General features: G+C 41.6%; 28 protein-coding genes, 1 tRNA gene and 1 other annotated feature. Of the genes, 11 read left to right on the top strand and 18 right to left on the bottom strand.

The window, feature by feature from the left end:
- The first annotated feature begins 40 nt into the window (after positions 1 to 40).
- The 3 genes from AB5Z52_RS00735 to AB5Z52_RS00725 are packed head-to-tail and all read left to right on the top strand — an operon-like array spanning position 41 to position 2,502.
- Positions 41 to 715, top strand: coding sequence for a response regulator transcription factor (locus AB5Z52_RS00735; RefSeq protein ID WP_003128546.1), 675 nt, complete (start codon positions 41 to 43; stop codon positions 713 to 715).
- A gap of 3 nt (positions 716 to 718) precedes the next feature.
- A complete protein-coding gene (locus AB5Z52_RS00730) occupies positions 719 to 2,029 on the top strand; it encodes a cell wall metabolism sensor histidine kinase WalK (protein ID WP_096711020.1) in 1,311 nt (436 codons plus the stop codon).
- Positions 2,030 to 2,031: 2 nt separating this feature from the next.
- On the top strand, positions 2,032 to 2,502 hold the full coding sequence (locus AB5Z52_RS00725) for a GNAT family N-acetyltransferase (RefSeq protein ID WP_368243119.1): 471 nt from the start codon (positions 2,032 to 2,034) through the stop codon (positions 2,500 to 2,502).
- A gap of 270 nt (positions 2,503 to 2,772) precedes the next feature.
- On the opposite strand, the gene udk is transcribed toward AB5Z52_RS00725, so the two are convergent.
- From udk to AB5Z52_RS00710, 3 genes are all read right to left on the bottom strand, one after another.
- Complete coding sequence (gene udk, locus AB5Z52_RS00720; protein ID WP_003128539.1) at positions 2,773 to 3,402, bottom strand: uridine kinase; 630 nt, start codon at positions 3,400 to 3,402, stop codon at positions 2,773 to 2,775.
- Positions 3,403 to 3,485: 83 nt separating this feature from the next.
- Positions 3,486 to 4,169: a YjjG family noncanonical pyrimidine nucleotidase gene (locus AB5Z52_RS00715; protein ID WP_003128538.1), complete on the bottom strand. Its 684-nt coding sequence runs from the start codon at positions 4,167 to 4,169 to the stop codon at positions 3,486 to 3,488.
- 13 nt (positions 4,170 to 4,182) lie between these two features.
- Positions 4,183 to 4,896, bottom strand: a complete 714-nt coding sequence (locus AB5Z52_RS00710; protein ID WP_003128537.1) for a pseudouridine synthase — start codon at positions 4,894 to 4,896, stop codon at positions 4,183 to 4,185.
- A gap of 300 nt (positions 4,897 to 5,196) precedes the next feature.
- Between AB5Z52_RS00710 and AB5Z52_RS00705 the strand changes: the two genes are divergently transcribed.
- The 4 genes from AB5Z52_RS00705 (at position 5,197) to AB5Z52_RS00690 (ending at position 7,664) form a co-directional block, all read left to right on the top strand.
- Positions 5,197 to 5,811, top strand: coding sequence for a 50S ribosomal protein L25/general stress protein Ctc (locus AB5Z52_RS00705; RefSeq protein ID WP_003128535.1), 615 nt, complete (start codon positions 5,197 to 5,199; stop codon positions 5,809 to 5,811).
- Between the two features lie 119 nt (positions 5,812 to 5,930).
- Positions 5,931 to 6,248: a DUF960 domain-containing protein gene (locus AB5Z52_RS00700; protein ID WP_003128534.1), complete on the top strand. Its 318-nt coding sequence runs from the start codon at positions 5,931 to 5,933 to the stop codon at positions 6,246 to 6,248.
- A gap of 409 nt (positions 6,249 to 6,657) precedes the next feature.
- On the top strand, positions 6,658 to 6,915 hold the full coding sequence (locus AB5Z52_RS00695) for a hypothetical protein (protein WP_005472799.1): 258 nt from the start codon (positions 6,658 to 6,660) through the stop codon (positions 6,913 to 6,915).
- Positions 6,900 to 7,664, top strand: coding sequence for a helix-turn-helix domain-containing protein (locus AB5Z52_RS00690; protein ID WP_081131410.1), 765 nt, complete (start codon positions 6,900 to 6,902; stop codon positions 7,662 to 7,664). The genes AB5Z52_RS00695 and AB5Z52_RS00690 overlap by 16 nt, the downstream gene beginning before the upstream one ends.
- A 182-nt stretch (positions 7,665 to 7,846) precedes the next feature.
- Here AB5Z52_RS00690 and AB5Z52_RS00685 read toward each other — a convergent pair whose 3' ends face one another.
- The 7 genes from AB5Z52_RS00685 to AB5Z52_RS00655 form a co-directional block, all read right to left on the bottom strand.
- Positions 7,847 to 8,698, bottom strand: a complete 852-nt coding sequence (locus tag AB5Z52_RS00685; protein ID WP_003128530.1) for a MetQ/NlpA family ABC transporter substrate-binding protein — start codon at positions 8,696 to 8,698, stop codon at positions 7,847 to 7,849.
- 47 nt (positions 8,699 to 8,745) lie between these two features.
- Positions 8,746 to 9,432 (bottom strand): methionine ABC transporter permease, encoded by a 687-nt coding sequence (locus AB5Z52_RS00680; protein ID WP_003128528.1) that lies wholly within the window; start codon positions 9,430 to 9,432, stop codon positions 8,746 to 8,748.
- On the bottom strand, positions 9,425 to 10,459 hold the full coding sequence (locus tag AB5Z52_RS00675; protein ID WP_003128527.1) for a methionine ABC transporter ATP-binding protein: 1,035 nt from the start codon (positions 10,457 to 10,459) through the stop codon (positions 9,425 to 9,427). The genes AB5Z52_RS00680 and AB5Z52_RS00675 overlap by 8 nt, the downstream gene beginning before the upstream one ends.
- Before the next feature lie 75 nt (positions 10,460 to 10,534).
- Positions 10,535 to 10,786, bottom strand: a binding site (T-box leader).
- A 72-nt stretch (positions 10,787 to 10,858) separates the two neighbouring features.
- Positions 10,859 to 11,197: a glycine cleavage system protein H gene (locus tag AB5Z52_RS00670; RefSeq protein WP_003128526.1), complete on the bottom strand. Its 339-nt coding sequence runs from the start codon at positions 11,195 to 11,197 to the stop codon at positions 10,859 to 10,861.
- Positions 11,179 to 11,556: an arsenate reductase family protein gene (locus tag AB5Z52_RS00665; RefSeq protein ID WP_003128525.1), complete on the bottom strand. Its 378-nt coding sequence runs from the start codon at positions 11,554 to 11,556 to the stop codon at positions 11,179 to 11,181. The genes AB5Z52_RS00670 and AB5Z52_RS00665 overlap by 19 nt, the downstream gene beginning before the upstream one ends.
- 10 nt (positions 11,557 to 11,566) lie before the next feature.
- On the bottom strand, positions 11,567 to 12,748 hold the full coding sequence (locus AB5Z52_RS00660; protein ID WP_005472807.1) for an FtsW/RodA/SpoVE family cell cycle protein: 1,182 nt from the start codon (positions 12,746 to 12,748) through the stop codon (positions 11,567 to 11,569).
- 157 nt (positions 12,749 to 12,905) lie between these two features.
- Positions 12,906 to 12,978 (bottom strand) — tRNA-Thr (locus tag AB5Z52_RS00655).
- A 126-nt stretch (positions 12,979 to 13,104) separates the two neighbouring features.
- Between AB5Z52_RS00655 and AB5Z52_RS00650 the strand changes: the two genes are divergently transcribed.
- On the top strand, positions 13,105 to 13,341 hold the full coding sequence (locus tag AB5Z52_RS00650; RefSeq protein ID WP_003128523.1) for a hypothetical protein: 237 nt from the start codon (positions 13,105 to 13,107) through the stop codon (positions 13,339 to 13,341).
- 200 nt (positions 13,342 to 13,541) lie between these two features.
- Here AB5Z52_RS00650 and upp read toward each other — a convergent pair whose 3' ends face one another.
- From upp to AB5Z52_RS00610, 8 genes are all read right to left on the bottom strand, one after another.
- Positions 13,542 to 14,171 (bottom strand): uracil phosphoribosyltransferase, encoded by a 630-nt coding sequence (gene upp, locus AB5Z52_RS00645; RefSeq protein ID WP_005472811.1) that lies wholly within the window; start codon positions 14,169 to 14,171, stop codon positions 13,542 to 13,544.
- 132 nt (positions 14,172 to 14,303) lie between these two features.
- Entirely contained in the window at positions 14,304 to 15,539 is a 1,236-nt protein-coding gene (glyA, locus tag AB5Z52_RS00640; protein WP_005472813.1) for a serine hydroxymethyltransferase, read from the bottom strand.
- A gap of 80 nt (positions 15,540 to 15,619) precedes the next feature.
- Positions 15,620 to 16,648, bottom strand: a complete 1,029-nt coding sequence (locus AB5Z52_RS00635; RefSeq protein WP_005472815.1) for an L-threonylcarbamoyladenylate synthase — start codon at positions 16,646 to 16,648, stop codon at positions 15,620 to 15,622.
- Positions 16,649 to 16,844: 196 nt separating this feature from the next.
- Entirely contained in the window at positions 16,845 to 17,681 is an 837-nt protein-coding gene (gene prmC / locus AB5Z52_RS00630; protein ID WP_003128516.1) for a peptide chain release factor N(5)-glutamine methyltransferase, read from the bottom strand.
- Positions 17,674 to 18,747: a peptide chain release factor 1 gene (gene prfA / locus AB5Z52_RS00625; protein WP_288551389.1), complete on the bottom strand. Its 1,074-nt coding sequence runs from the start codon at positions 18,745 to 18,747 to the stop codon at positions 17,674 to 17,676. The genes prmC and prfA overlap by 8 nt, the downstream gene beginning before the upstream one ends.
- 3 nt (positions 18,748 to 18,750) lie before the next feature.
- Positions 18,751 to 19,335: a thymidine kinase gene (locus AB5Z52_RS00620; protein WP_029487305.1), complete on the bottom strand. Its 585-nt coding sequence runs from the start codon at positions 19,333 to 19,335 to the stop codon at positions 18,751 to 18,753.
- Positions 19,336 to 19,457: 122 nt separating this feature from the next.
- Positions 19,458 to 20,060 carry a GNAT family N-acetyltransferase gene (locus AB5Z52_RS00615; protein ID WP_003128513.1) on the bottom strand — a complete coding sequence of 201 codons (603 nt, stop codon included), beginning with the start codon at positions 20,058 to 20,060 and terminating at the stop codon, positions 19,458 to 19,460.
- Between the two features lie 50 nt (positions 20,061 to 20,110).
- Positions 20,111 to 20,659 (bottom strand): AAA family ATPase, encoded by a 549-nt coding sequence (locus AB5Z52_RS00610; RefSeq protein WP_288551399.1) that lies wholly within the window; start codon positions 20,657 to 20,659, stop codon positions 20,111 to 20,113.
- A gap of 98 nt (positions 20,660 to 20,757) precedes the next feature.
- On the opposite strand from AB5Z52_RS00610, the gene msrA reads away from it, so the two are divergent.
- From msrA to AB5Z52_RS00595, 3 genes are all read left to right on the top strand, one after another.
- Positions 20,758 to 21,276 (top strand): peptide-methionine (S)-S-oxide reductase MsrA, encoded by a 519-nt coding sequence (gene msrA / locus AB5Z52_RS00605; RefSeq protein WP_003128511.1) that lies wholly within the window; start codon positions 20,758 to 20,760, stop codon positions 21,274 to 21,276.
- Between the two features lie 310 nt (positions 21,277 to 21,586).
- On the top strand, positions 21,587 to 22,651 hold the full coding sequence (locus tag AB5Z52_RS00600; RefSeq protein ID WP_005472820.1) for an iron-containing alcohol dehydrogenase family protein: 1,065 nt from the start codon (positions 21,587 to 21,589) through the stop codon (positions 22,649 to 22,651).
- A gap of 268 nt (positions 22,652 to 22,919) precedes the next feature.
- Positions 22,920 to 24,326: a TrkH family potassium uptake protein gene (locus AB5Z52_RS00595; RefSeq protein WP_005472821.1), complete on the top strand. Its 1,407-nt coding sequence runs from the start codon at positions 22,920 to 22,922 to the stop codon at positions 24,324 to 24,326.
- The last annotated feature ends 187 nt before the right edge of the window (positions 24,327 to 24,513 follow it).

Raw genomic sequence — 24,513 nt, 5'->3', positions numbered from 1 at the left:
ATGTTACTCATGCTATGCTTATAATGAAAGAGGTGACAGAATGATCAAGTTATTACTGATCGAAGACGACAGAACGTTATCAGAAAATATTAAAGAAATCGTTGCAGAAATTGGTGAAATCAGCCAAGCTTTTGATGGGAGTGAAGGTCTGTATGAAGCCCAAAGTGGGATTTATGATTTGATCATTCTAGATTTGATGCTTCCAGAAATGAATGGCTATGAAGTATTGGCAAAATTACGACAGCACACTGTTCAGACACCAGTCTTGATCTTAACCGCCAAAGATGGATTAGAAGATAAGGTCGCTGGCTTTCAAAAAGGCGCCGATGACTATTTGACAAAACCTTTTTATCGGGAAGAATTATTGATGCGTTGCAAAGCCTTGTTAAAACGTTCATTGGGTTTATTTAATGAAAACCAAGTGGTCTATAAAGGATTGACCTGCAATCTCTCTACTAATGAGGTAACGATTGACGAAAAGCTATTACCTATCCAAGGAAAAGAATTTGCATTACTCGTTTATTTTTTGCAAAACCGAGGCATTATTTTGACGAAAGAGCAAATTTTTGACCGTATTTGGGGATTTGATTCAGAAACAACGATCACAGTAGTCGAGGTCTACATCAGCAATTTACGCAAACATCTTCGGGATACTGGTATTGATAAAGAGATCCGGACACTGCGCAATGTAGGCTATATTATGCAAGGAGATTAGCGAATGAACAAAGAACTCTCTAAGAAACAGCGACTTAAATTGTTCTTGATCAATATCAGCGCTTTTGCATTGATCTTTACATTGCTCGGAATCATTGTACTAGAATTATTTGATCAATCTGCATATCAAGAAACCGATATTGCCCTTGAACAAGCCGTCCAAGATACACGTCTGGTCCAAGCAGAGATCAACAACGCTAATCAAAACGAAGCCATTGCCTTACCGCCCAATACAGCAATGCCAAAGATTCCTGGAACCAATCGTTTCAACACCCAATTTATTCTTTGGTCAGAAGACGGTACGATAGTAAACAAACAATCATTAGGCGGACGTTTCTCTCAGCTAGCTTCACTCAAATTAGATACGGAACATTTAAATACGATTCAATCACTGACCGTAAGCGATCAAAATGAAGCGGAGACTTTGCTGTTTCACTCGATCACGGTTGCCGCGCCTACGAACCAATCAGGGGTAGCCTATGTTCAAGTGTTGGCCAATACCAACCAAATCAATAATGCAATGAACAACTTTCAAACAATTTTGATTTTATCGATGATTTTCTTTTGGATCTTGTCAATCGGTATCAGCTACTACCTTTCTTCATTGACAATGCGGCCGATCCTCGCTTCGTGGAAAAAACAGCAAGAATTTGTCGAAAATGCTTCTCATGAATTACGGACGCCTTTGACGATCATCCAAAACAGTTTAGAGCGCACCTTCACTAAGCCCAATCATACGATCATTGAGGAATCAGAAAGTATTGCTCAAGCATTAGCAGAGACCCGGAGGTTGACTGGATTGACAGCGGATTTATTGACGATTGCCCGCAGCGATTCCAACCAGCAGATGTTAGCCAAAGAAACCATTGCCATCGCTCCTTTCATTCAAGAACTGGCAAAACCGTTTCAAGAGATTGCCAAAATGAATAATAAACAATTTGTCTTGGAAAACCTAGCTACGACAACTGCTGTCTTCGACCCCAAAAAAATACATCAAGTATTAGTAATTTTATTGGATAATGCCCTGAAATATACAAGTCAAGGAGATAATATCACACTGCTGTCAGAAATTTCCAACAAGTATTGGCTGCTCGAAGTTAGAAACACAGGTCCATCTATTAGCGATGAAGACAAGAAACATATTTTTGAACGCTTTTATCGGGAAGATCGCTCCCGTTCAAAAGAAACCGGCGGCTATGGTCTCGGTTTGGCCATCGCCAAACAAATCGTGGAGGAACACAAAGGGCAAATCAGTGTACGTGATCTACAACCTAAAGGCGTTATTTTTCAAATCCGTTTGCCAAAGGTGGGATAAAAATGAAAGTCATTCATTTAAGAGAACATCCTGAATATTTACAGGAAGCGATCGCTTATTTTCAATCAAAATGGGCGAGTCCCGCATCCATGAAAGTGTATGAAGATAGCTTGACCCATAGTTTTGCTGATACCGATCTACCGCAATGGTTCCTACTCGTGGATAACCAAGCCGCTGCTGTCCCCTCGATCATTGGCTGTGGTGGACTGATCACGAATGATTTTATCAGCCGAATGAATTTGATGCCTTGGCTGCGCGCCCTCTATGTCGATCCTCACTATCGCAGACAAGGTGGTGCTCGGCTTTTGATCGATACTATCAAGCAATCTGCCGCTACTGCTGGTTTCTCGACCCTTTATTTATGTACAGATCTTGTTTCGTTTTATGAAAAATTTGGTTTTGAGCTGATGGGTACAGGCTATCATCCTTGGGGAGAAGAATCGATGATCTATCGCTATCCCCTACAGAAATAGACAAAAAAACAGCCTTGAACATGAATGTTCAAAGCTGTTTTTTATTCACAGTACTATTACTAGTAGAATACCCTATCTCCACAAAAGGAATATTCCGACACCCTGCATCCGGCAGGTGGATCGCTCCTTGTGCCTCTGTTATCAATCTGGTCAGTCAAAGCTAGACCATCTCGACTCGTCGCATGAGGTATACTTTACCATAATTGATAAAGAAAAACTACTGCTTTATCAAAAAAATTCTTTAATAAGTGTTTTCGAAAGAAAAGATGCTCAGCTTTCGGTTAAGAATGTTGCAACTTTCGTTGTGATCAAATCAATCGCTACGTGGTTCTCGCCGCCTTCTGGAACGATGACATCTGCATAGCGCTTCGTAGGTTCGATAAATTGATGATACATAGGCTTGACTACTGTCAAATATTGTTCAATAACGGAATCCAGCGTTCGTCCGCGTTCTTCCATATCTCGTTTGATCCGACGAATGATTCGAATATCATCATCCGTATCTACATACAGTTTGATATCCATCAAGTCTCGCAAACGTTCGTCTTCCAAAATCAAGATTCCTTCAAGGATGATCACTTCTTTTGGTTCCTGAATGATCGTTGCTTCACTGCGAGTATGTGCCACATAATCATAGACCGGTTTTTCGATCGTTTCGTAGGCAAGGAGTTTCTGCAGATGTTCGATCAATAGATCGGTATCAAAGGCAAACGGATGATCATAGTTTGTGTTCAACCGTTCTTCAAAGCTCAAGTTGCTTTGATCTTTATAATAAGAGTCTTGTTCAAGCATCATAATGGAATGATTGGGAAAGTGATTGAAAATCGCTCGGCTCACACTTGTTTTTCCACTACCAGAACCACCAGTCACACCAATAATAATGGGCTTGCCATTCGTCATTCAATTAACCTCTTTCGTCTCTAAAATTTACACTGTTTCTATTATAGCGAAATTCTGAAAAATTACTATTCATTTCTAAGAAATCAGTCTTTTAATAACGATGGCAATTGATCCAACGACTGGATCTCATAGGTTGGGAGAACTGTTGAAGCCGCTTTTTTGTTAGGATTCAGCCAGATTGTATCGATCCCTGACAAATGTCCGCCCAAAATATCTGAAGACAATGAGTCACCAATAATGACTGTTTTTTGTTGTTCAAAATTAGGAATCCGGTCAAAAACATAGGTAAAGAATTCTTTCATTGGTTTTTGATAACCTGTATCTTCTGATACAAAGATATCCCGAAAATAAGGCATCAACTTAGCATCTGACAAACGGCGGTATTGGGTTTTAGAGACACCATTAGTCACAACATATAAATCAAACTTGTCAGCCAATTCGGCCAACACTAGCTGACTATTGCCTAATAATTTATGCCCTTGATCCAAGTAAGAACGATAGTGTTTTTCCATCGCTTCACTGTCGACGATTCGCCCATACTTTTTAAAAAATAAGCCAAATCGTTCATTGACTACTTGGTCTCTAGACAGCTTCCCTTGTTCAAATTGTTGCCACAATCCGTGATTAACCTCTTGATAAGTCTGTTTCATTTCGAGATCCATCGTCAGACCTTGTTCCGCAAAAAGAGCTGTCAGCGCTTCATGTTCAGTATCTTGGAAATCAAGAATCGTATCATCGACATCAAATAACAGTGTTTTATAAGTCATAGTCTCCTCTTTCTCAGCGAAAATAATTCGCTAGGCTTTCTAATTCAAATTGGGTGAGATTCCGGTATTCTCCGGACAATAGATCCCCTAGTTCCAAAGGACCAATTGCAACTCTTTTTAGGGCAATCACTTTTTTCCCTCTTGCTAAAAACATCTTCTTCACTTGATGGAACTTCCCTTCAGCAATCTCTAGATGAACAAAGGACCGCCTACCTGAAGTCATCTCTATGGTCAATTTGGCAGGCTGACAAACGACACCTCCATGAAAAACGATGCCTTGAGCAAAAGCAGCCACATCTTCCGCTGTTACCGGACCATTGACAATGACATCGTATCGTTTCGGCACTTTCTTGTTTGGGTGCAATAATTCATAGCCTAACTGCCCATTCGTCGTCAACAATACCAATCCTTCTGTATCGCGATCCAAACGTCCCACTGCATAAAGTGTCGCCTGTCGGTCTTCTGGCTGTAAAAGATCAATGACTGTGGCGTGCTGGTGATCTATATTTGCTGTCACCACCCCCGCTGGCTTATTGAGTAAGTAATACACATCTCTTGTTTGCAGCAGTACCCCAGCAACCTTGATTTCATGCAATCGACTGTCGACATTTCGAGATGGGTTCCGTTCGATTTGCTGATCCACCAAGACTTTCCCTTGTTGAAAAAGACGTTTCATTTCTTTGCGAGAGGTCGCTAGCCGCTCTTCTATCAGTTTGTCTATACGCATTGTTTTCTCTCCATCTTGGCTATTATAGCTCAGATTTAATTGCTTGCAAATCCTCGACTCATCATTTCATTTGACTTTCTTCGACTTTCCACGTAAGGTTAAAGAGTAAAGTAAATAAAGTTTCTCATACACAGCGTTACGACCTGGTGGAGAAAAGTTGAACCAAAACTTTCTGGGGCAGTTGTGTAAACAACTGCCCTTTTGCGTGTTTTTACTCACGTACCACTTAATGTGCAGAGTTAACAAAATTTGCTTAAAAACATCCCGTTTTTTTCGGGAAATTTTAGGAGGAATTGAGTTATGTCAGTATCATTAGAAGTTACGAAAAGAGAAGTTCGCCCCCGTTCATTACGGAACAAATTGCGTCACGAAGGAAAAGTACCTGCTATCGTGAATGGTTATCAAGTAGACAGTACTCCGATTGCAGTCAATGCAGCGGAATTAGAAAGACTGCTACGTGAAAATGGTTTGAATACCGTAATCACTATGAACTTAGAAGGCAAGAAAGTAAATACACTGATCAAAGAATTTCAATCAGACACGTTCACTCGTGCATTGACCCATGTTGAATTCATCTCAGTCGATATGAATGAAGAAACTGAGGTAGAAGCTGAATTGACCTTAGTTGGTGATGCAGCAGGCGTGAAAGCCGGCGGCGTATTGACACAAAACTTATACAGTGTCGTTGTATCCGCAACACCAGATAAATTACCTGAACGTATTGAAGTTGATGTCACTGGACTTGAAATTGGTGACGCGTTGACTGTAGGCGATTTAGAGAAAAATGATGATTATACGATCGTCACAGAAGCCGAAGAACAAATCGTTGCTGTTGCTGAAGCACAAGAACTTTCAGAAGATGACGAAAACGGTGAAGCAGCAGAACCAGCTGTTATTGGTGAAGATCAAGAATAATTTTTGCTACAAGTAAAGAATAAGACCATTCCTTGAGGAGTGGTCTTATTTTAAACAAGTTGATTCTATCTTTCGATTGCCGACCCACGACCGACTTTATCCTCAAGGAGGGAACAACCATGTTTGAACCATTTGACAGTAGCCGCAGCCGCTATGCTTCTGGCGGTATCGTCCAAACCATGCCGGGAGAATTGATCGATAGTTTATGGCTGATCATTGACTTGGATCTGAAAGGCGTTATTCCGTTAGAAAATCTATTAACTTTTCACGTAAAAAATAATGACGGCCGTGTTAGTATTCATTTTTCACAAGATGATCGCCGTGCTGGGATGTGTATCGATCTGCCGATTGCTTACAATGAGTATTTGCCTCAAACCGTTTATGCCTATGATGATGGTCAGCGCCAAACCATTTTATTGCCTAGTGAAGCAAGCTGATTTTCTATAATTTATTTCTCTGCATTACGTACCAAATCTCCAGCGAGGGAGGGATAGCTAGACACTTTCTGCTAGGCTTAAGGTATTCTTAGCCTAGTAGTTTTTTAGTGTTGCCCTACTATTTTTCAGCTATTCAGTTGTGCGGTTCTTTTGAGTCTGCTTTTAAGCGACACTGCTTGCAGGATCACCCAATTTCCCCTTCCATCATTCCCTACTATGAATCCAGAATCCCTGTTTTTTTCCTTATTTTCTTCATTTTTTTCTCTTTTAAGCTGATTAGCTCCACATCTGTCTCTTTGTAGTGAAAATTATTTATTAAACTTTGATGATTATTCTTTTCTAAAAAAACCAAGAAACTAGTTATCCACTATAATAAATGTAATCTCATCCGAAAGAGGTGATTCACAACTTGGAGGATTTTCTCGAGAAAGAAGTGTTGCGCATGTTGCGTCTGATCCGTAGTCTTTTCAAAGAAAGGCCGCTCCCCCTCCAACAAGCAGCCCTGCAACAAGGGATCTCCGTCAAGACTATTAGACGGATGATCGCCAGCGAGTTAGGTATCAAGTTACCAATCAAATTTTTGATTAAAAAAGGCCAACTTGATTATTTACAGACGGAAGCAATGTCGGTTACTGAGTTAAAAAAAAAGTCATCGCTTCTCTTGTAAAAAAGAGCAGTAACTACCGTATTCTTAACACCCAGCTGGAAGAACCTTCGTTGACTTATCCATTATTATGCAGAAAATGCCACCTGAGCCCTTCCAGTGTCAATCGACGTTTCACTGCTCTATCATCCTCTTTGGCAGCGTATCACTTATCTCTGAATCGCAAGCATTTTCCACTTTTACAAGGGAACGAAATACAAATCCGTTTTTTCCATTATCAATTGTTGCGCTGGATGCGTCCACACTTGATAAAAAGTTCCAGTGAGGCCTTCTTTTGTATCAAAACAATCCATGAAAAAAGAAAAGCGGTTTATCCGCTGGAAAATGGGATCGCATTAGCTACAGTTTTTCCAAAAAACTTTGTCCCTGCCTTTTATTTGCGCCATGAACGCAACTATCTTTTCTTATGGAAACAATTACTTGGACTTGAAGCCTTCTATTTATCTGAAGAAGATACCTACTTGCTGAACCAAATATTTGCTGCAGAACTGCTCAAAGAACGTCTGGGAAGTGACTCCTTTCAAATCTGTCTTGTCAAAATCACTCAAATCCACTTGCTCTGTGCTTTATTGGAAGGCAATCTGATCTTGTTTAAAGGGAGTGGATCACTTTCACCTGATACCCTCACACTCATTCGTCTGTTTCTTAGCCAGCTCCCCCACTACGATCAATTATTAAAAAAGCACCCTGAATTGCCGCTGCTGTATGAAATGATTTGGCATAACCGTTCTGTTTTGCTAGATTGGAATTAAAAAAGAGCAGTGACAAAAGTATGAAACAAACCACCTAACCGAAACGTAAAGAGATTACTCCTGCGATTCAGGAGGTCTTCGACGCAAGATTGCGAGGAAGGTCAAATCTCTTTATCATTTAGTAAGTTTCGTCTGTTTTTAACTTATGTCACTGCTCTGTTTGTACTGCTTAATGAAGGAAACTATTTAGCGTCCGCATCAACGATTTTCACAGAACCTTGCCATTGTTTTTCGACAAAGTCTTTGATTTCGTCAGAGTGAAGCACTTCAACCAATTTTTTGATTTTATCGCTGCTTTCGTCGCCACTGCGTACGGCAATCACATTGACGTATGGTGAATTATCCGCTTCTAATAAAACAGAATCATCTGCTGGATTCAAGTCGATCCCAAAAGCAAAGTTCGCATTGATGGCCACTAGGTCTGCTTCATCATTTTGGTAAGCCGTTGCCAATAATGAAGGATCAATATCATGCTTGAATTCTAATTTCTTTGGATTTTCAGCAATATCATCAAATGTTGCTGTTTCAGCATCGACACCATCTTTCAACTTAATCACACCAGCATCTTGTAAAATCGTTAAGATACGACCCCAATCGGATTCCGAATTTGAAGTAATCACGGTTGCACCTTCAGCTAATTCAGAAATGTCAGAGATCCGTTTTGAATACAACCCCATCGGTTCGATATGAACCGCTCCTGCATTAACAAAGTCATAGCCATTATCGGCAATTTGCTTGTTCAAGTAAGGGATATGTTGGAAATAGTTGGCATCGATATCGCCATTTTCTAAAGCTTTGTTTGGCAAGATGTAATCATCGAAGGTTTTGATTTCTAAATCGATTCCTTCTTTTTCCAACAATGGTTTTGCTTGTTCTAAAATTTCTGCATGGGGTGTGACAGATGCTCCCACCACCAATTTCGTGTTTTCTCCACTAGCTGATGTTGAATCGGCGCTGTTATTTGAACCTGTACCGCAGGCTGCTAAAGCGACTGTTAACAATACTGTTGTTGCAAAACCAAAAATCTTTTTCATTTTTATTCCTCCCAATTTTCTGTTTGATGTTTTTCTTTTTCAGCCAATCAGCGTTTGTCTGTTGCTTTTGTCAAAAAGTCGCCGATTGCTTGTAAGATAAAGACAATAATTAAAATAATCACTGTTGCTACAAGCGTCACAGTGTAATTTCCCCGTTGAAAGCCTTCTTGCCAAGCCAATGAACCAAGGCCTCCGGCACCGATCGCCCCTGCCATAGCTGTGTAACCAATCATTGAAATGGTGGTGACAGTGATGCCCGAAATCAATGCTGGGACACTCTCAGGAATGATAATCTTATAAATAATCTCCCAGTAACTTGCTCCCATCGCCTCGGCAGCTTCAATCACACCTGGACTTACTTCTCGAAAGGCAATCTCTACTAACCGTGCATAAAAAGGAGCTGCTGATAGAACCAATGCTGGAATCGCAGCTTTTGCCCCTAAGAAGGATCCTACCAATAGTGTCGTAAACGGTATAATCAAAACCATCAAGATCATAAACGGAGTTGAACGAAACACGTTACTGATAATCGAGACTAAGGTATAGGCAAAGCGTGATCCAAATGTTTGCTTGCGACCTAATGAATAAAGAGCCAATCCTAGTATTAGTCCAATCACAATGACTAGTACCATAGAGAAGAATGTCATAAATAACGTATCGATCGTCGCTTGTTGCATGTTTGCCCAATCGATTTTTTCAAAATCAAAATAGGTTTCTGAAAATGATTTACCCACGCTCGATCACCTCCACGCCTACTTGTTCTTGCGCAAAAAAGCGCAATGCTTTATCGATTTCTGCTGTTTCACCGGTCAATAGAACGGTTAATGCGCCAAAAGAGCCTTCATTCGTTTGCTGAATCTTGCCATAAACAACATTGACATCAATCAGATACTTTCGGATCGCTTGCGAAATGATTGGTTCATTCGCATTGTCTTCCGTAAAGGTCAATGTCACTAAGCGGCCATGGGGATTTTCTCTTAAAAAGGCTTGACGCAATTCCTCGGGATCTTCTTCTGGCTCCAAATCTTGCTGCACAAAGCGCTTAGTCACAGCTTGTTGCGGATGACGAAACACCGAGTGTACGGAACCTTCTTCAACGATTTTGCCTAATTCCATTACAGCTACTTTATTGCAGATTTTGCGAATCACGTTCATCTCATGGGTGATCAGTACAATCGTCAAATTCAGTTTTTTGTTGATGGACAGCAGTAAATCCAGAACTTCTTCGGTTGTTTGAGGGTCAAGAGCACTGGTTGCTTCGTCGCATAGCAAGATTTCTGGCTCATTTGCTAACGCACGGGCAATTCCTACCCGTTGTTTTTGGCCACCTGACAATTGGGAAGGGTAAGCTTTTTCGCGTCCTTCTAACCCGACAAGTTTTACCAGCTCTTGTGCCCGCTCGCGGCGTTTGATTTTGGGGATCCCTGCCAATTCTAATGGTAATTCGATATTTTCCAATACTGTTCGTGACCACAAGAGGTTAAAGTGTTGAAAAATCATTCCAATTTTTTTACGAAAATCTCGTAATTCTTTGTTCTTCAAGGCTAAAATATTTTGACCATTGATCACTACATCACCAGCTGAAGGAAGTTCTAATCCATTCAATAGACGAACCAATGTACTTTTGCCGGCACCTGAATAACCAACGATGCCATAAATATCGCCTTTTTCCACTTGCAGAGAAACATCATTGACGGCATGGACTGCGCCACTTTTACCGTCAAAGGATTTCTTTACGTGGGTCAATTCGATTAATGCCATAAATTTCCCATCTTTCTTTATTCATTCACTAGTTAAACACAAAAAAAGCTTTCATCCTTTGTACATTATACTGTTACAAAGGACGAAAGCACAACTTCCGTGTTACCACCTTGATTTACTGTCGACTCGCATCAACAGCCTCTTCCAGTACTTGAATTTCTTCGCATACTGTTGCACAGTAACGGGTGCATCCCGTGATAGGCTTGTCCTTAGACTCACCCATCCTGCTCAAAGACCATCTTCCATCTTCTCTTCGTTGCCCATTTACACCAAACAGGGCTCTCTGTGTACGTCAAGAACATGTACTCTTCTTTTCAAAGCATTCATTTATTGAGCAAATTATAGCAACGTCTCAATCTGCTGTCAATTCTTTTTGTAAATCAGTGGTTGGATCTTGTTTTATAATTCGTCAAATTGACTTGGATCAACATCTTTAAAGCTGACTAGCCAAGCGTTCATTTCATCGCTGTCGTTTAAGATATCAACGTTTTGATCGATTTTTTCATTTACAGAAGAAATCACGCCTGTTAATGGGCTTGGAAATTCACTGACAGCTTTTTCTGCTTCCAACTCCACTAGCGTATCTCCTTGTTTCAAGGCTGTACCAACTTTTTTCAAAGAAGCAAAAGACACAGCACCTAATTCTTCTTGTGCTTCTTTTGTCAAACCAACACAGTATTCTTTGCCATTGAACAGTACCCACAAATTATCTTTTTTTCTCAAGCATTTCTTTTCCATGATTCTAACAAGACTCCTTCATATTCTTTTTCTTTAAACCCATTGATCAAAAAGCGATCTTCACTAATCAACAATGGGCGTTTGATCAACATGCCGTCTGTGGCCAACAAAGTTGCGGCTTCTTCATTTGACAACGTTGGTACTTTCTCTTTCAAACCTAATTCACGATATTTCATTCCGCTTGTGTTAAAAAAGCGGCGAGCTGGCAAGCCGCTAGAGGTGATCCATTGTAACAATTGCGCCTTCGTAGGCACCTCTTTGATCATGTCAATGGCCTCATAGGGAATCCCATTTGCTTCTAGCCAAGCTTTCGCATTTTTACATGTACTGCATTTCGGATACCAGTAAAATGTGATCATAGCTATCTCCTTACAAGGTTTTTGGTGTACTCTCAGCCTGATAGCGCATCGATAAAATCAAGCCAATGCCGATCATGTTACTTAATAATGCCGATCCCCCTTGACTGATGAAGGGTAATGGAATACCTGTCAAAGGCAATAAGCCAATATTAGCACCGATATTTTCAAAGACATGGAACAAGATCATCATGATGATCCCGGTAGCAAGATAGGCATAAAATTCATTGTTTGTATCAAAACAAACCCGAATCATTCGGTAAATCAAAATGAAATATAATAAAATCACAAAGGCACTGCCGACAAACCCAAAGTTCTCTCCGATCACAGAGAAAATCATATCTGATTCACGAACTGGCACGTAGACATCACTCACATTGAACCCTTTACCGAACATCCCACCAGACCCAATAGCCATTAAAGCATAAGCTAGTTGGAAAGACTGGCCTTGAGTATCGTGAAACGGATCTAACCAAGAATCGATACGTGCAAACTGATATTCTTTAAAGCCGACATTATAGAGAAACTCTCGTCCCATATCTGTTGTAACTAAAAAGATGGTCCCGCCCCCTATCAAAACAAAAGCGGCGATAACTGGGATCACGATCTGCCAAGAAATCCCCGACATCAAAAAGATCCCACCAAAAATAGCTAAGAAAACTAACATCGTTCCAAAGTCTTTTTGCAGCATGACTAAAACTAGGACCGGAATGGTTACAGCTAACATTTTAGCGATCAATAAGCCATCCGTCTTTAAATCTCGATCTCGATGACGAACATTGTGATGGGTGACCACCAGCGCCAACATCATGATAAAGGCAATCTTCATCAATTCCGAAGGCTGGATCGTAAAGGAGCCAAAACGCAGCCAGTTTCGCGAGCCCGTAGAGTCGGCTAACCCTGCATCATAGAACTTCAAGAGACCCAGCATTACCAGCAATCCTGCTCCGTAAATATAGGGAGTCAACTTCCACAACCACTTGGATTTTATATGCATGATCACTATAATTGCGATAACTCCTAGTACATACCATAAAGCTTGAAATCCTAAGGTTTTTCCCACGGATGGATTCCTTGGATCATTCGTCAATGCGACATACAATGACGCAAACCCAATCAAGCACAATAAAAATACGGGTAATATCACACCGTAGTCAATTCGATTATCATTCTTTTTTATTCGTGTATTTTCCATGCCCACACTCTCTTCTGTAGAATCTTTATCCATTATAGTGATGTTTGCGCAGAAAAGAAAGGATTCCCCGTTCTCATTCAGAAAAAATTTAGAAACTTTAAAGTTTTCTCTAAAAAAATCATCTAAAAAAAGAAGCAGTCTAATTAGACTGCTTCAATGCCAGCTGCAGGATTCGAACCTGTGACCTACGCGTTACGAGTGCGTTGCTCTACCAACTGAGCTAAGCTGGCAACTAACACAAAGAAGATTATAAGAAAAAAACACAACTTTGTAAAGAGAAGTTTAGGGAAAAAATAGGATTACTGAAAATTTTCAAAAAATGTGGTATAATTTAACTATATCAAGGAGGTTTTTACATGGCAACATTTGGTAAGTTCGAAACAACCGTTGTCCCGTCAGCTGAAGGTGCAAATTTTGAGGTCGCTACTCCTGTCATGTTCACGATCCATGGAATAAAACAAACCGGTACAGTCACTAAGCAGCTTAAGAACTCTGCGGTTGTTGAATTGAATCAGACAGCGGAGAATCAAAAGCTTGTTACACAAAGTAATGGTGTATTGATCATTAATTATAAACAGTTAACGAAAATGTAGTTCGTTCAAAAGGAGACTGGGACAAAAGTGGTAATCTCCAAGAAATAAGGAGGAATACACGGAAATTGCTTTTCAAATGTTTGAGTAGTTTTTGAGTAGTTCGATTTATTTCCGAAGGAGTTGCTCCTACTCCCAGCGTTTAGACGTGTTTAGAGCGTGGAACAAAAGTGTTTTTCACTTTTTGTTCCACGCTCTTTCTTTTATTTTGTTCCAAACAAACGGTCACCAGCATCGCCTAATCCAGGAACGATGTAGCCATGTTCATTCAAGCGGTCATCTAAGCTTGCTGTGTAGATATCCACATCAGGATGGGCATCCTGCAATGCTTTCACACCTTCTGGCGCAGCAACTAGGCAAACAAACTTCATGTTAGAAGCACCGCGTTTTTTCAACGCATCGATGGCCATGATCGCTGAACCACCAGTTGCTAACATTGGATCAACAATAAATAACTGACGAGTGTCGATGTCTTCAGGCAATTTAACGAAATACTCATGTGGTTCAAGGGTTTCTTCATCACGATACATACCAATGTGTCCTACTTTAGCCGCTGGGATCAACTCTAGAATACCGTCGACCATGCCTAGTCCGGCCCGTAGAATCGGTACGATTGCTACTTTTTTACCACTAAGTGTTTTTTGGGTCGATTCTTCGATCGGTGTTTCGATCACTACATCTTCGAGGGGCATATCCCGTGATACTTCATACGCCATCAACATGGCGATTTCATCGACAACTTCACGGAACACTTTCGTTCCACAGTTCTTGTCGCGGATCATTGTTAATTTGTGTTGAATCAAGGGGTGGTCAATTACTTGGAATTTACCCATTTTAAAAGTCTCCTTTGGTTTTTCTTTTATTTTAAAGCAAATCAACGATTGATACAACCTTGCATCACGTCATAGCCATATTCCTTCAAAAAAGGATCTGAGCATCGGCTCAAACCCTTTTCCTGCTACATCTTAATACAACGGATACTTGTCCGTCAACTCTTTCACTTGTGCTTTTGCTTCTTCCAAAACAGCCGTATCTTCAGGGTGTTCCAACACTTTGACAATCAGTTTTGCTACTTCCACAGCATCTTCTTCTTTGAACCCACGGCTAGTGATTGCCGGTGTGCCGACACGAATACCGCTCGTTTTAAATGGGCTAAGGGTTTCAAATGGAATCGAATTTTTATTGACTGTGATGTTGACTTGGTCAAGCAATGCTTCGGCTTCTTTTCCGTTAAGCTCAAATCCTCGCACATCAATCAGCAATAAATGATTGTCCGTTGCACCAGAAACAAGCCGTGCTTGCGGTGCTTGATTGAACACTTTTGCCATTGCTTGCGCATTTCTGATCACTTGCTCTGAATAGGATTTGAAGTCTTCATCCAATGCTTCTTTGAATGCGACTGCCTTGGCAGCGACCACATGTTCCAAAGGTCCGCCTTGAATGCCAGGAAAGACTGCACTGTTGATTTTTTTCGCTAAGTCTTCGTCATTGGTCAAAATCAAGCCGCCACGAGGCCCTCTAAGGGTTTTGTGGGTCGTAGAAGTAGTGATGTCTGCATAAGGAACTGGATTTGGATGCAGACCAGCAGCAACTAATCCTGCGATATGTGCCATATCTACCATCAACTTAGCACCGACTTCATCAGCAATTTCACGGAATTTGGCAAAATCGATTGTTCGTGAATACGCACTTGCACCAGCAACGATCAATTTTGGTTGATGCTTTCTCGCTAAGATCCGTACGACATTATAATCAATCACTTCAGTCGCTGGGTCTACGCCATAGCTAACAAAGTGATAGGTTTTCCCACTAAAATTGACTGGAGAGCCATGGGTCAAATGCCCACCTGCGGATAGATCCATGCCCATCACCGTATCTCCTGGTTCAATCAACGCTAGATATGCTGCAGTATTGGCTTGTGAGCCTGAGTGAGGCTGTACGTTTGCATAGGCCGCACCAAAAAGTTCTTTGGCACGATCAATTGCTAAATTTTCAACAACATCGACAAATTCACAACCACCGTAGTAACGGCGACCTGGATATCCTTCGGCATATTTATTTGTTAAAATACTGCCTTGAGCCGCTCTTACACCTGCGGAAACGATATTTTCAGATGCGATCAATTCTAAATTGTTTTGTTGGCGATCCGCTTCCTTTTCAATGGCTTGCCATAAATCAGGATCAAACGTTTGATAGTCCATTCATACAACACCCCTTTACCTTAATGCTAGCATTGTATCATATTTCCTAAGCACTACCTATGATCAAAGCAGCGTTTTTTCTATTTTACCTGAAAAAAATTTTGATTGGCTGCTTTTTTCAAGCGATTCATATAGGCGCTGCCCATCCCTGTCTCAGGAAAAGCGGTCACTAAAATGATCTCCAAGCCAGCGATCGATTCATCTAAGGCTCGCAAACCTGCAAAAAGTCCTTTTGCTGCTGCCTCAACCGTGTCGTCCGCATACATGTAAACAGCTGCTGTTTCAAATCTGGCTGTCTCACAAATTGATGGGCCTGCCAAGACACCTGCTCGCAATCGCTGCTGCTTGACCCAATCGAGTGCTGCTGGCCAGTCCTCTGACCGAACCATCACAACCTTTGTATCCGGAGCATAATGTTTGTATTTCATTCCCGGTGCTTTGGGTCTTTCACCTTCAGATACTAGGTGTTTATCTATTTCGACTTCACTGCCTAAAACCGTTTCTAATTGTTCTTTGGTCACGGCTCCTGGACGCAAGATCATTGGGTTTGCTGTCGGATCACTTAAATCCAAGACTGTTGATTCAACTCCGATCCTAGTAGTCCCATCATCGATCACACCAGCTATCTTTCCTTTCAAATCATGCAATACATGTTCAGCTGAGGTCGGACTTGGCTTGCCAGAGGTATTTGCGCTAGGTCCGACTAGTGGGACATGTGCCTGTTTAATGACTGAAAGTGTTTTTTTATTCGCTGGCATACGGAATGCCGCTGTGGATAACCCCCCGGTCACAATAGACGGTAAACTGTTATTTTTGATAGAAAAAATCAATGTTAGGGGGCCAGGCCAAAACTTTGCCATCAATTTTTCCGCTGCTGGATGCAAGTTATCCACATAATCCTTCAGTTGTTCCGGGTCGGCGAGATGGACGATCAATGGGTTGTCACTAGGTCTTCCTTTGACGGCATAGACTTGTGCTACCGCTTCAGGCAAAAGAGCGTTAGCGCCTAAGCCATACACTGTTTCTGTAGGAAAAGCAACTAATCCACCCGCGGCTAAAATTTTTGCTGCTTCGGATAATTGTTCTTCACTAAATTTTTTTGTTTCCACAGTTTATCCACATCCTTTTTTTGAGGACTTCCACACTTATCAACATTTTTTCGGTTTTTATCCACATTTTGTGGATAAATCGTTTGTCAAGTGTGGATAACCCTGTTTATAACTTTTATTCGCAAGTAAGTCTTACTCTATCACTGTTTTTTATCAAAAAAATTTTTCAAAAAAATGGTTGTCCACATGCTGTGGATTATTGTACTGCGACCAACCGATCTTTTCCAGATAAATCTTGAATGACCGTAACTTTTTTATCTGGAAAAGCTTCCGCAAAAATACGCTGGACAGATTTGCCTTGTTGAAAACCGATTTCGACGAAGATTTTTCCGTCAGGTGTCAATAACTTCTTTGCCTGGTCTGCAATCTTACGATACATCACTAGACCATTCTCCGCTGCAAAAAGGGCCATTTGGGGTTCAAACTGACGCACACTGGCATCCATCAGCTCCCACTCCTGCTCACTGATATAAGGCGGGTTTGATACAATGATGTCCCATGATTGATCCCCCACTGGTGTCAGCGTGTCGCCTTGATAAAAAGCGACCTCCGCACCTAATTGCGCCGCATTCTCTTTAGCTACCGCCAATGCGGCCTCTGAAAGATCAACAGCAGCGATCTGCCAGTGAGGACGTGCCAATTTCAAAGAGACCGCGATCGCACCTGTCCCTGTCCCAATATCTACGACCCGCAAATTCTCTGCAGGTTCTGTTTGCTCCAGACACAAAGCGACTAATTCTTCCGTTTCCGGTCGAGGAATCAATGTGTCTTCTGTTACTTTGAAGCGATGGCCATAAAACTCTTCATAGCCTAAAAGGTATTGGGGGGGACGATGCGCTAAAAGCTGCTGCAGATCTGCTTCAATTTGCACTTTATCAGCTGGCGAAATTTGCTGATCCATATGCAGCAACCAATCTAGTTTTTGCCAATTTTTACGAGCCAGAAAAAGGTATTGGATCGCATACCCTTCCAGTCCCTTTGTTTCTAAAAAAGAAGAAGCCCGTGAAAGGACTTCTCGATAGGTTTTACCCATTTTGCATTTCTTCCAATTTTGATGTTTGATCGTACATGATCAATGCATCAATGATCTCATCAAGTTTTCCAGCCAAAATTTGATCCAATTTTTGGATAGTCAACCCGATGCGGTGGTCCGTCACCCGATTTTGCGGAAAGTTATACGTACGGATCCGTTCAGAACGATCCCCAGTTCCCACTGCTGATTTACGATTTGCATCGTATTCGCTTCGTGCTTCTTGCTGGATTTGGTCGTATACTCTTGCCCGCAAGACTTTTATCGCTTTCTCACGGTTCTTCAACTGTGAACGCTCATCCTGCATGGCAACGACGATACCAGTCGGCAAGTGTGTCAAGCGGACAGCTGATGCCGTTTTGTTGACGTGCTGACCACCAGCGCCTGAAGCATGATAGATATCTGTTCGGATATCTTTATCAGCAATATCGATCTCTACTTCTTCTGCTTCTGGCATCACGACTACGGTTGCTGTAGATGTGTGGATTCGTCCTTGAGATTCTGTCGACGGCACGCGTTGTACCCGATGCGCGCCACTTTCATATTTCAATTTTGAATAGACATTCTCACCGCTGATCATCATGATGACTTCTTTGTAGCCGCCGATGCCGGTAACGTTGGCATCCATCACTTCGACTTTCCAACCTTGTGTTTCCGCATATTTCTGATACATATTAAAGAGATCTCCAGCAAATAGTGCCGCTTCATCTCCACCCGCAGCCCCGCGAATTTCCATGATAATGTTTTTGTCATCATTGGGATCTTTTGGTAATAATAAGATTTTGATGCGGTCTTCAAGAACATCTTTTTCTTTTTTTAAGTCAGATAGTTCTTCTTTAGCCATTTCTGCCATTTCTGCATCCAAGTTTTCGCCCAATAGTTCCTCTGTATCTTTGATGCCTTCAACGACTTCTTTGTAACGGCGATACACTTCGACAGTCTCTCGGGTATTTGCTTCTTCTTTGGACAACTGCATGAACCGTTTCGTATCTGAAATGACAGCGGGATCACTAAGCAGTTCGCCTAGTTCTTCATAACGGTCTTCAATCGCTTGTAACTGATCGTACATGTTTTATTCTCCTTCTTTTTTGATTCCAGGGTGAAAATAGTGTTTGCGACAAACAGGGTAATAGGCTTCATTACCGCCAATTTGAACTTGATCGCCTTCATAGACTGGTTTACCGTCAATGTAATGCAGATTCATGGTCGCCTTTTTGTGGCAGAACCAGCAGATCGTTTTCATTTCTTCAATTTTATCTGCATAAAGAAGCAGATATTTAGAACCTTCGAATAATTCGTTGCGAAAATCATTTTTTAAACCAAATGCCATCACAGGAATGCCTAATTCGTCTACGATTTTAGTAAACGCCAAGACATGGTGTTTTTTCAAAAACTGTGCCTCATCAATCAAAATGCAATAGGGTTGATATCCTAGATCTTTTACTAAATGATACAAATCGGTCTCATCGAAAATCGGAATGGCGTCACGCTCTAACCCAATACGACTGGAAACTGTTCCGATCCCGCTTCGGGTATCGATGCCGCTGGTCATAATCACGACCGGCTTGTCTTGTTCTTCATAATTATGTGCAACTTTTAAAATCTCGATCGTTTTGCCACTATTCATCGCGCCATATTTAAAAAAAAGTTGTGCCATCTTGCCCATCCTTCCTGATACTCCTTTGGTATTATACTTGAAAACAAGGAATTTTTACAGGTTTAAATTCAGAAGTCGCTAAGAGGGGTACTGAACAGAACGATGCCTGCAAATGATTGGCTTTACTGCCCGTTTTCCTTCTGCGCCACGTCTCTCAAAATAGTCAATACTTGTTCGTACTCGGGATTCATCTGTCCCTGATAGTCTGTATCAATAAGTTTGAAGCCTAGTTGTTGATACAGTCCAATCGCAGCATGACTCCATGTTTGCGTATGGAGAAAAATAGCGGCAGCAGATTCTTCGGAATCTGCCGTTTGGTTCTGGCATGTTTCTATAACTTTGGTTACCAAGCCGCGAGCGATCCCTTGTCTTTGAGCGCTGGGAATGACTGCTACCCAATGAACGAGCGGCACAATGTTGCCATCTTGCTTCTTCTTCCACCAAGCAGTCGCTGTTCCTACCTTTGTTCCTTCTGGATCCACTGCAAAAAACATTCGTTGCGGCAATTGAGATTCATAGGGGAGAAAGTCTTTTTCAAAATACGCAAGTGCCGCGGCTTCTGTATCAAATTCTCCCACCGCTGTCTCAATCCGCGCCCACTCACTCGCATCACCGGATTGATAAGGTTGAATGATGTAGTTATTTGAGTCAGGGACCGGTGCTACTTCATCCGCAGCCATGCGCTCCATCCAAATTTCTGCATAAGGAATTGATTTGTCTAACATAGAGATACCTCACTTTAGTTTTTTTGGAAAACAGATCGTTTGCTTCAAGGCTATTTTTGAAACTGTTTCGTATCCTCCAAGATCATCGTGATCATTTCAGATATTGTCTGCTTCTCTGTAAACATCTTCTCTTTTGAGAGGACTGATTTATTACTCGTATCATTGCTCTTGGACGCTATGCCGTTTTCCCCAAAGAGAAGGTCTTTTTCGAGCCACCACTTTTGTAGCGATGATTCGGAAAAAAATACCCGTTGCGGCCGTGTTCGGTGTCTTTCAATCGTTGTTTGAAAAGGCACATCAAAATAATAAATGAGACACTTCTCAAAGGATTCTAGTAAAAAGAGCAAGAAGTCCTGGTATTTTTCACGGGCAAAAATTCCCTCAACGATGATGAAAGGAACCTTCCCTCGCGCATATAAAAGGGCCTCCATCATTAGACCTACAGCATGATTATTAGGCGTATCTTTCACGTGAAAAATTTCTCGGCGAAATACATCCTGTGAGATCAACACCGCTTCTGCCCCTAATTGTTGATGCAGCGCTTTTGCTACTGTCGTTTTTCCGCTGCCAGAATTCCCCCGCAATAAAATGATGATCATATCCACAGCAAACCTCGCTTTCTTTGGCCGTTTCTTATAAGCATATCGCTTGTCTTTCTCTATAAGAAGCATACCATAAAACCAAAGGAGGAATCACAATGAAAGATACTGCAATTTTTGCCGGCGGCTGCTTCTGGTGTATGGTCAAACCTTTCGATTCTTTACCAGGAATTCTTTCGGTAGTCTCAGGTTTTACCGGTGGACATGTCCCTCATCCTACCTATCAAGAAGTAACAACTGGAACCACAGGACATACAGAAGCCGTAGAAATCACTTTCGATCCTGAACAAATAACGTATGAAGAACTCGTGGCTATCTATTGGCAACAAACCGATCCTACAGATGCCTTTGGTCAGTTCGCAGACCGTGGGGACTCTTACCGTCCAGTCATCTATTACAATAGTGAAGAACAACGAAAAATCGCAGAAGCTTCAAAAGCCGCTTTGCAAGCAAGCGGTCGCTTTACAGATCCAATCGTGACAACAATCGAACCTGCTGAACCTTTCTATCCAGCAGAAGACTATCATCAAGATTTTTATAAGAAAAATACGGCGCATTACAACGCCTACCGTGAAGGTTCAGGACGAGCTGGTTTCATCCGTCAAAACTGGACATAACCTATTTTGAGAAGCGGCAGTTTGAATATTCCTTTAGTTTCTGAGATAGAAATAGTGCTGTTTTCTCGCCCAACAACTGACCCTCAAAAGGAGAGGATCTTCGCAAAACAGTCTTGATTATGCGAAGACTAGCAAGAACAAACTCTCCTTTGTTAGGGTCTTTCTTTATGCCCTCTTTACGCCTGCTTGCGCCGATTGGCTTTGGCCTGGCTGATCTGAACAAAACTGCTCAAAAGAAAAATTGACAGCAGGCGCTATTCCACGTTACACTAATTAGAAAATTCTGACGATTGCAAAGGAGTGTTGTGTTATGTTAGCCAATGAAGTCCGCCCTGGACCAAACCGGTATATTACTGGTGAAGGAGTTCTTTTTGATCTACCAGAGTATCTCAATGATTTTGATCAGGTTGCTGTCATTACTGGCGATCAATCATTTGACGTTTTTAAAACCTATTATCCGCATCCATTTGACTATCCTGTTTATCGCTATGATGGCTCCTCAAGTTATGAGAATGCTCAGGAGTTAGCGGATAAGATCAAACACGCAGATGTCCTGCTTGCGATCGGTGGTGGACGTGTCGCAGATACCGCAAAAATTACTGCAGAAAGAATGGAAGCGGAGCTGATCGTCATCCCTACATTGGTTTCCAACTGTGCACCCTTTACTCCTGTGATTGTCGCCTATTACCCAGACCACACAATCTGCAAGATCGATTACGCCAAAAAAGGGGCTTATATGACGATCGTCGATACTCGATTCTTGCTAGCAACACCCGTGGATTATTTCATTGCAGGCATCGCAGACACGCTAGCCAAGTATTATGAAATGGAAGCCATTGTACGCACGATGGCAGAAGAAGATAAAACAGCCTTGGTTCGGCTCGGTTTTCAAAGTGCAAAACTAATCAAAGAACTCTTGATCGCAGATGCCATCCAAGCAGTCACTGATTTAGAAGCCGGGCGCTTGACGCCAGCTTTTGCGCGAATCACAGATGCCATCATCGCTTTAGCAGGAGAAGTTGGTGGATTTGCTGTAGAGTTTGGCAGAACTTCTGGCGCCCACGCATTACATGACGGCTTATCTTATCTGAGCGAAACCCACAGTGTCCTCCATGGCAATAAAGTGGCCTACTGCATCTGGGTACAGCTTGCCTACACCAACGATTTTGCTGTTATCGAGGAACTGCGTCCTTTCTACGAAGCATTGCACTTACCTATGAAACTAAAAGACTTGCATGTCACTCGTGTGGATCGCGCTTATTTTGCGCCTGTTTTGACTTATGCCGTTAAAGAAGAAGAAACATTTGTCCTGATCGACCCAATGATCACTCCAGAAAAAGTCTTTCGCGCAATCGAAGCGGTGGAAGCACTCTAACTAACCGATCTCTTCAAAAAAACTGTATGCCCAACAGACTTATCGGGCATACAGTTTTTTGTCCGGCTCACCGCTATCTTCTAGTACTCTCTCAATGACAGGCTATCGTCTTCTCTGTTCCATTAATTGTTTTGCGGCACTATCTCATATTTTTGCAGAGCGTTTCTTTGATGATATTGGCTGCTACTTACTTTCAATCTTGCTTTCTTTTGAAACTGCTTGGTTCTTTGGTATACTGTGGGTAGTTTATTTAGTGAGGAGACTAGTTATGAATTTCACGCGGTTTGCTCGTCTGACACAACGCAAAAGCAAATATTTTATTGCCCAAAATGTTTCTTCGATCCAAGTGATCGTTTTTTACTATATTCTGATGACGATTATTTCCTTAGGTTTATTTTATCTTCCCTTTTTTCGTGAACCTCGTTCTCATGCTTCCTTCATCGATATGTTTTTTATGGCAGTCAGCACGGTCAGTGTCACCGGATTGACGACATTCCCTATCGATGATGTGTTCAATGATCGCGGTGTAGTGCTTCTTGAAGTTCTTTTTCAAGTGGGTGGACTAGGGATTATGATGATCTCCACTTTCTTTGCGATCGTTTCTCGGAGAAAGATCTCATTGAAGCAGCGTCAGTTGATTATGACGGATATGAATCAGCCAAAGCTAAGCGGAATCGTGCGGATGATTCGAATCACGTTTACGATCATCTTACTTTGCCAAGCCATCTCTGGCGCTATTTTTTCTATTTATTTTTATTTTAATGGCTATTATGACAATTGGCGGGATGCCCTATTTTATGGTTTTTACCAAGCTATTTCCGCGGTCACAAACTCTGGTTTTGACGTGACAGGAAATTCCATTTTACCTTTCGCACATGATTATTTCTTTTTGATTTGTATCATGTTTTTGATTTTTACCGGTGGGATTGGGTTTCCAGTGATTATGGATTTCCGAGAATGGGCCCTCTTCAAGCTGAAAAAAAATCGCCGACAACTGCCTTTTCGCTTTTCATTGTTTACAAAAATCGCGATGTTGGCTTTTGTGATTTTGTTTATCGGTGGAACGATCGCCATTTATTTCCTAGAGAAAGACCATCTGTTCAAAGATTACGGCTTTAGCAGCACCTGGATCAACAGTATGTTTTATTCCATGACTACCCGTAATGCTGGACTGCAGATCCATGATTTAGGGAACTTTCAGACTACGACATTGATCGTTTTTTCGTTACTAATGTTTATCGGTTGCAGCCCAAGTTCAGTTGGTGGCGGGATTCGTACGACAACGATCGCCATTATTGGTCTTTATCTTTATGCCTTCTTAAAGAGTGAAGACAATATCAACATATTTGGCCGACGGATCGATGAAGACGATGTGCGTAAGTCGGTTGTTGTCTTCATGTTATCCTTAGGAATGTGCTTTTTCTGCGTATTATTTTTGACTGCCACTGAAGATATCCCGTTGATCGCCATCATTGTCGAAGTAGCTTCTGCGTTTGGGACCACCGGTTTATCGTTAGGGATCACCGATGATCTCTCAAGTGTGGGTAAGTTAGTGATAGCCTTACTGATGTTCATTGGACGTGTAGGTATGCTTTATACGTTGTTGTTGTTTGTGCCAAAAGAAACCCGAGATTTAGGTTATGAATACCCAACCGAGAAGATTATTATTGGTTAAACAGCCAGTAAAATGGCGCTATTGAAGGTTCTAAGCGTTGTATCTTAAAGTCGCGAGCCTTCCACAAGCGTTTTGAAGCGGCAGAGACATCTTGTTTGTAACGAATGTCTCTGCCTTTTTTGGTTCAATAAACTGAACTCTTTGCAGAAACTTAAAGAAATCGAAAAGCCGTTTAACCTTTTTTAGA

Source organism: Enterococcus sp. RTP21361st1_A6_RTP21361_211029, from assembly GCF_040910045.1.
In the GTDB taxonomy this organism is placed as follows: Bacteria; Bacillota; Bacilli; order Lactobacillales; family Enterococcaceae; genus Enterococcus_D; species Enterococcus_D gallinarum.
The sequence above is the reverse complement of the archived record's forward strand: the minus strand, read 5'-3'. Positions and strand labels throughout refer to the sequence as shown.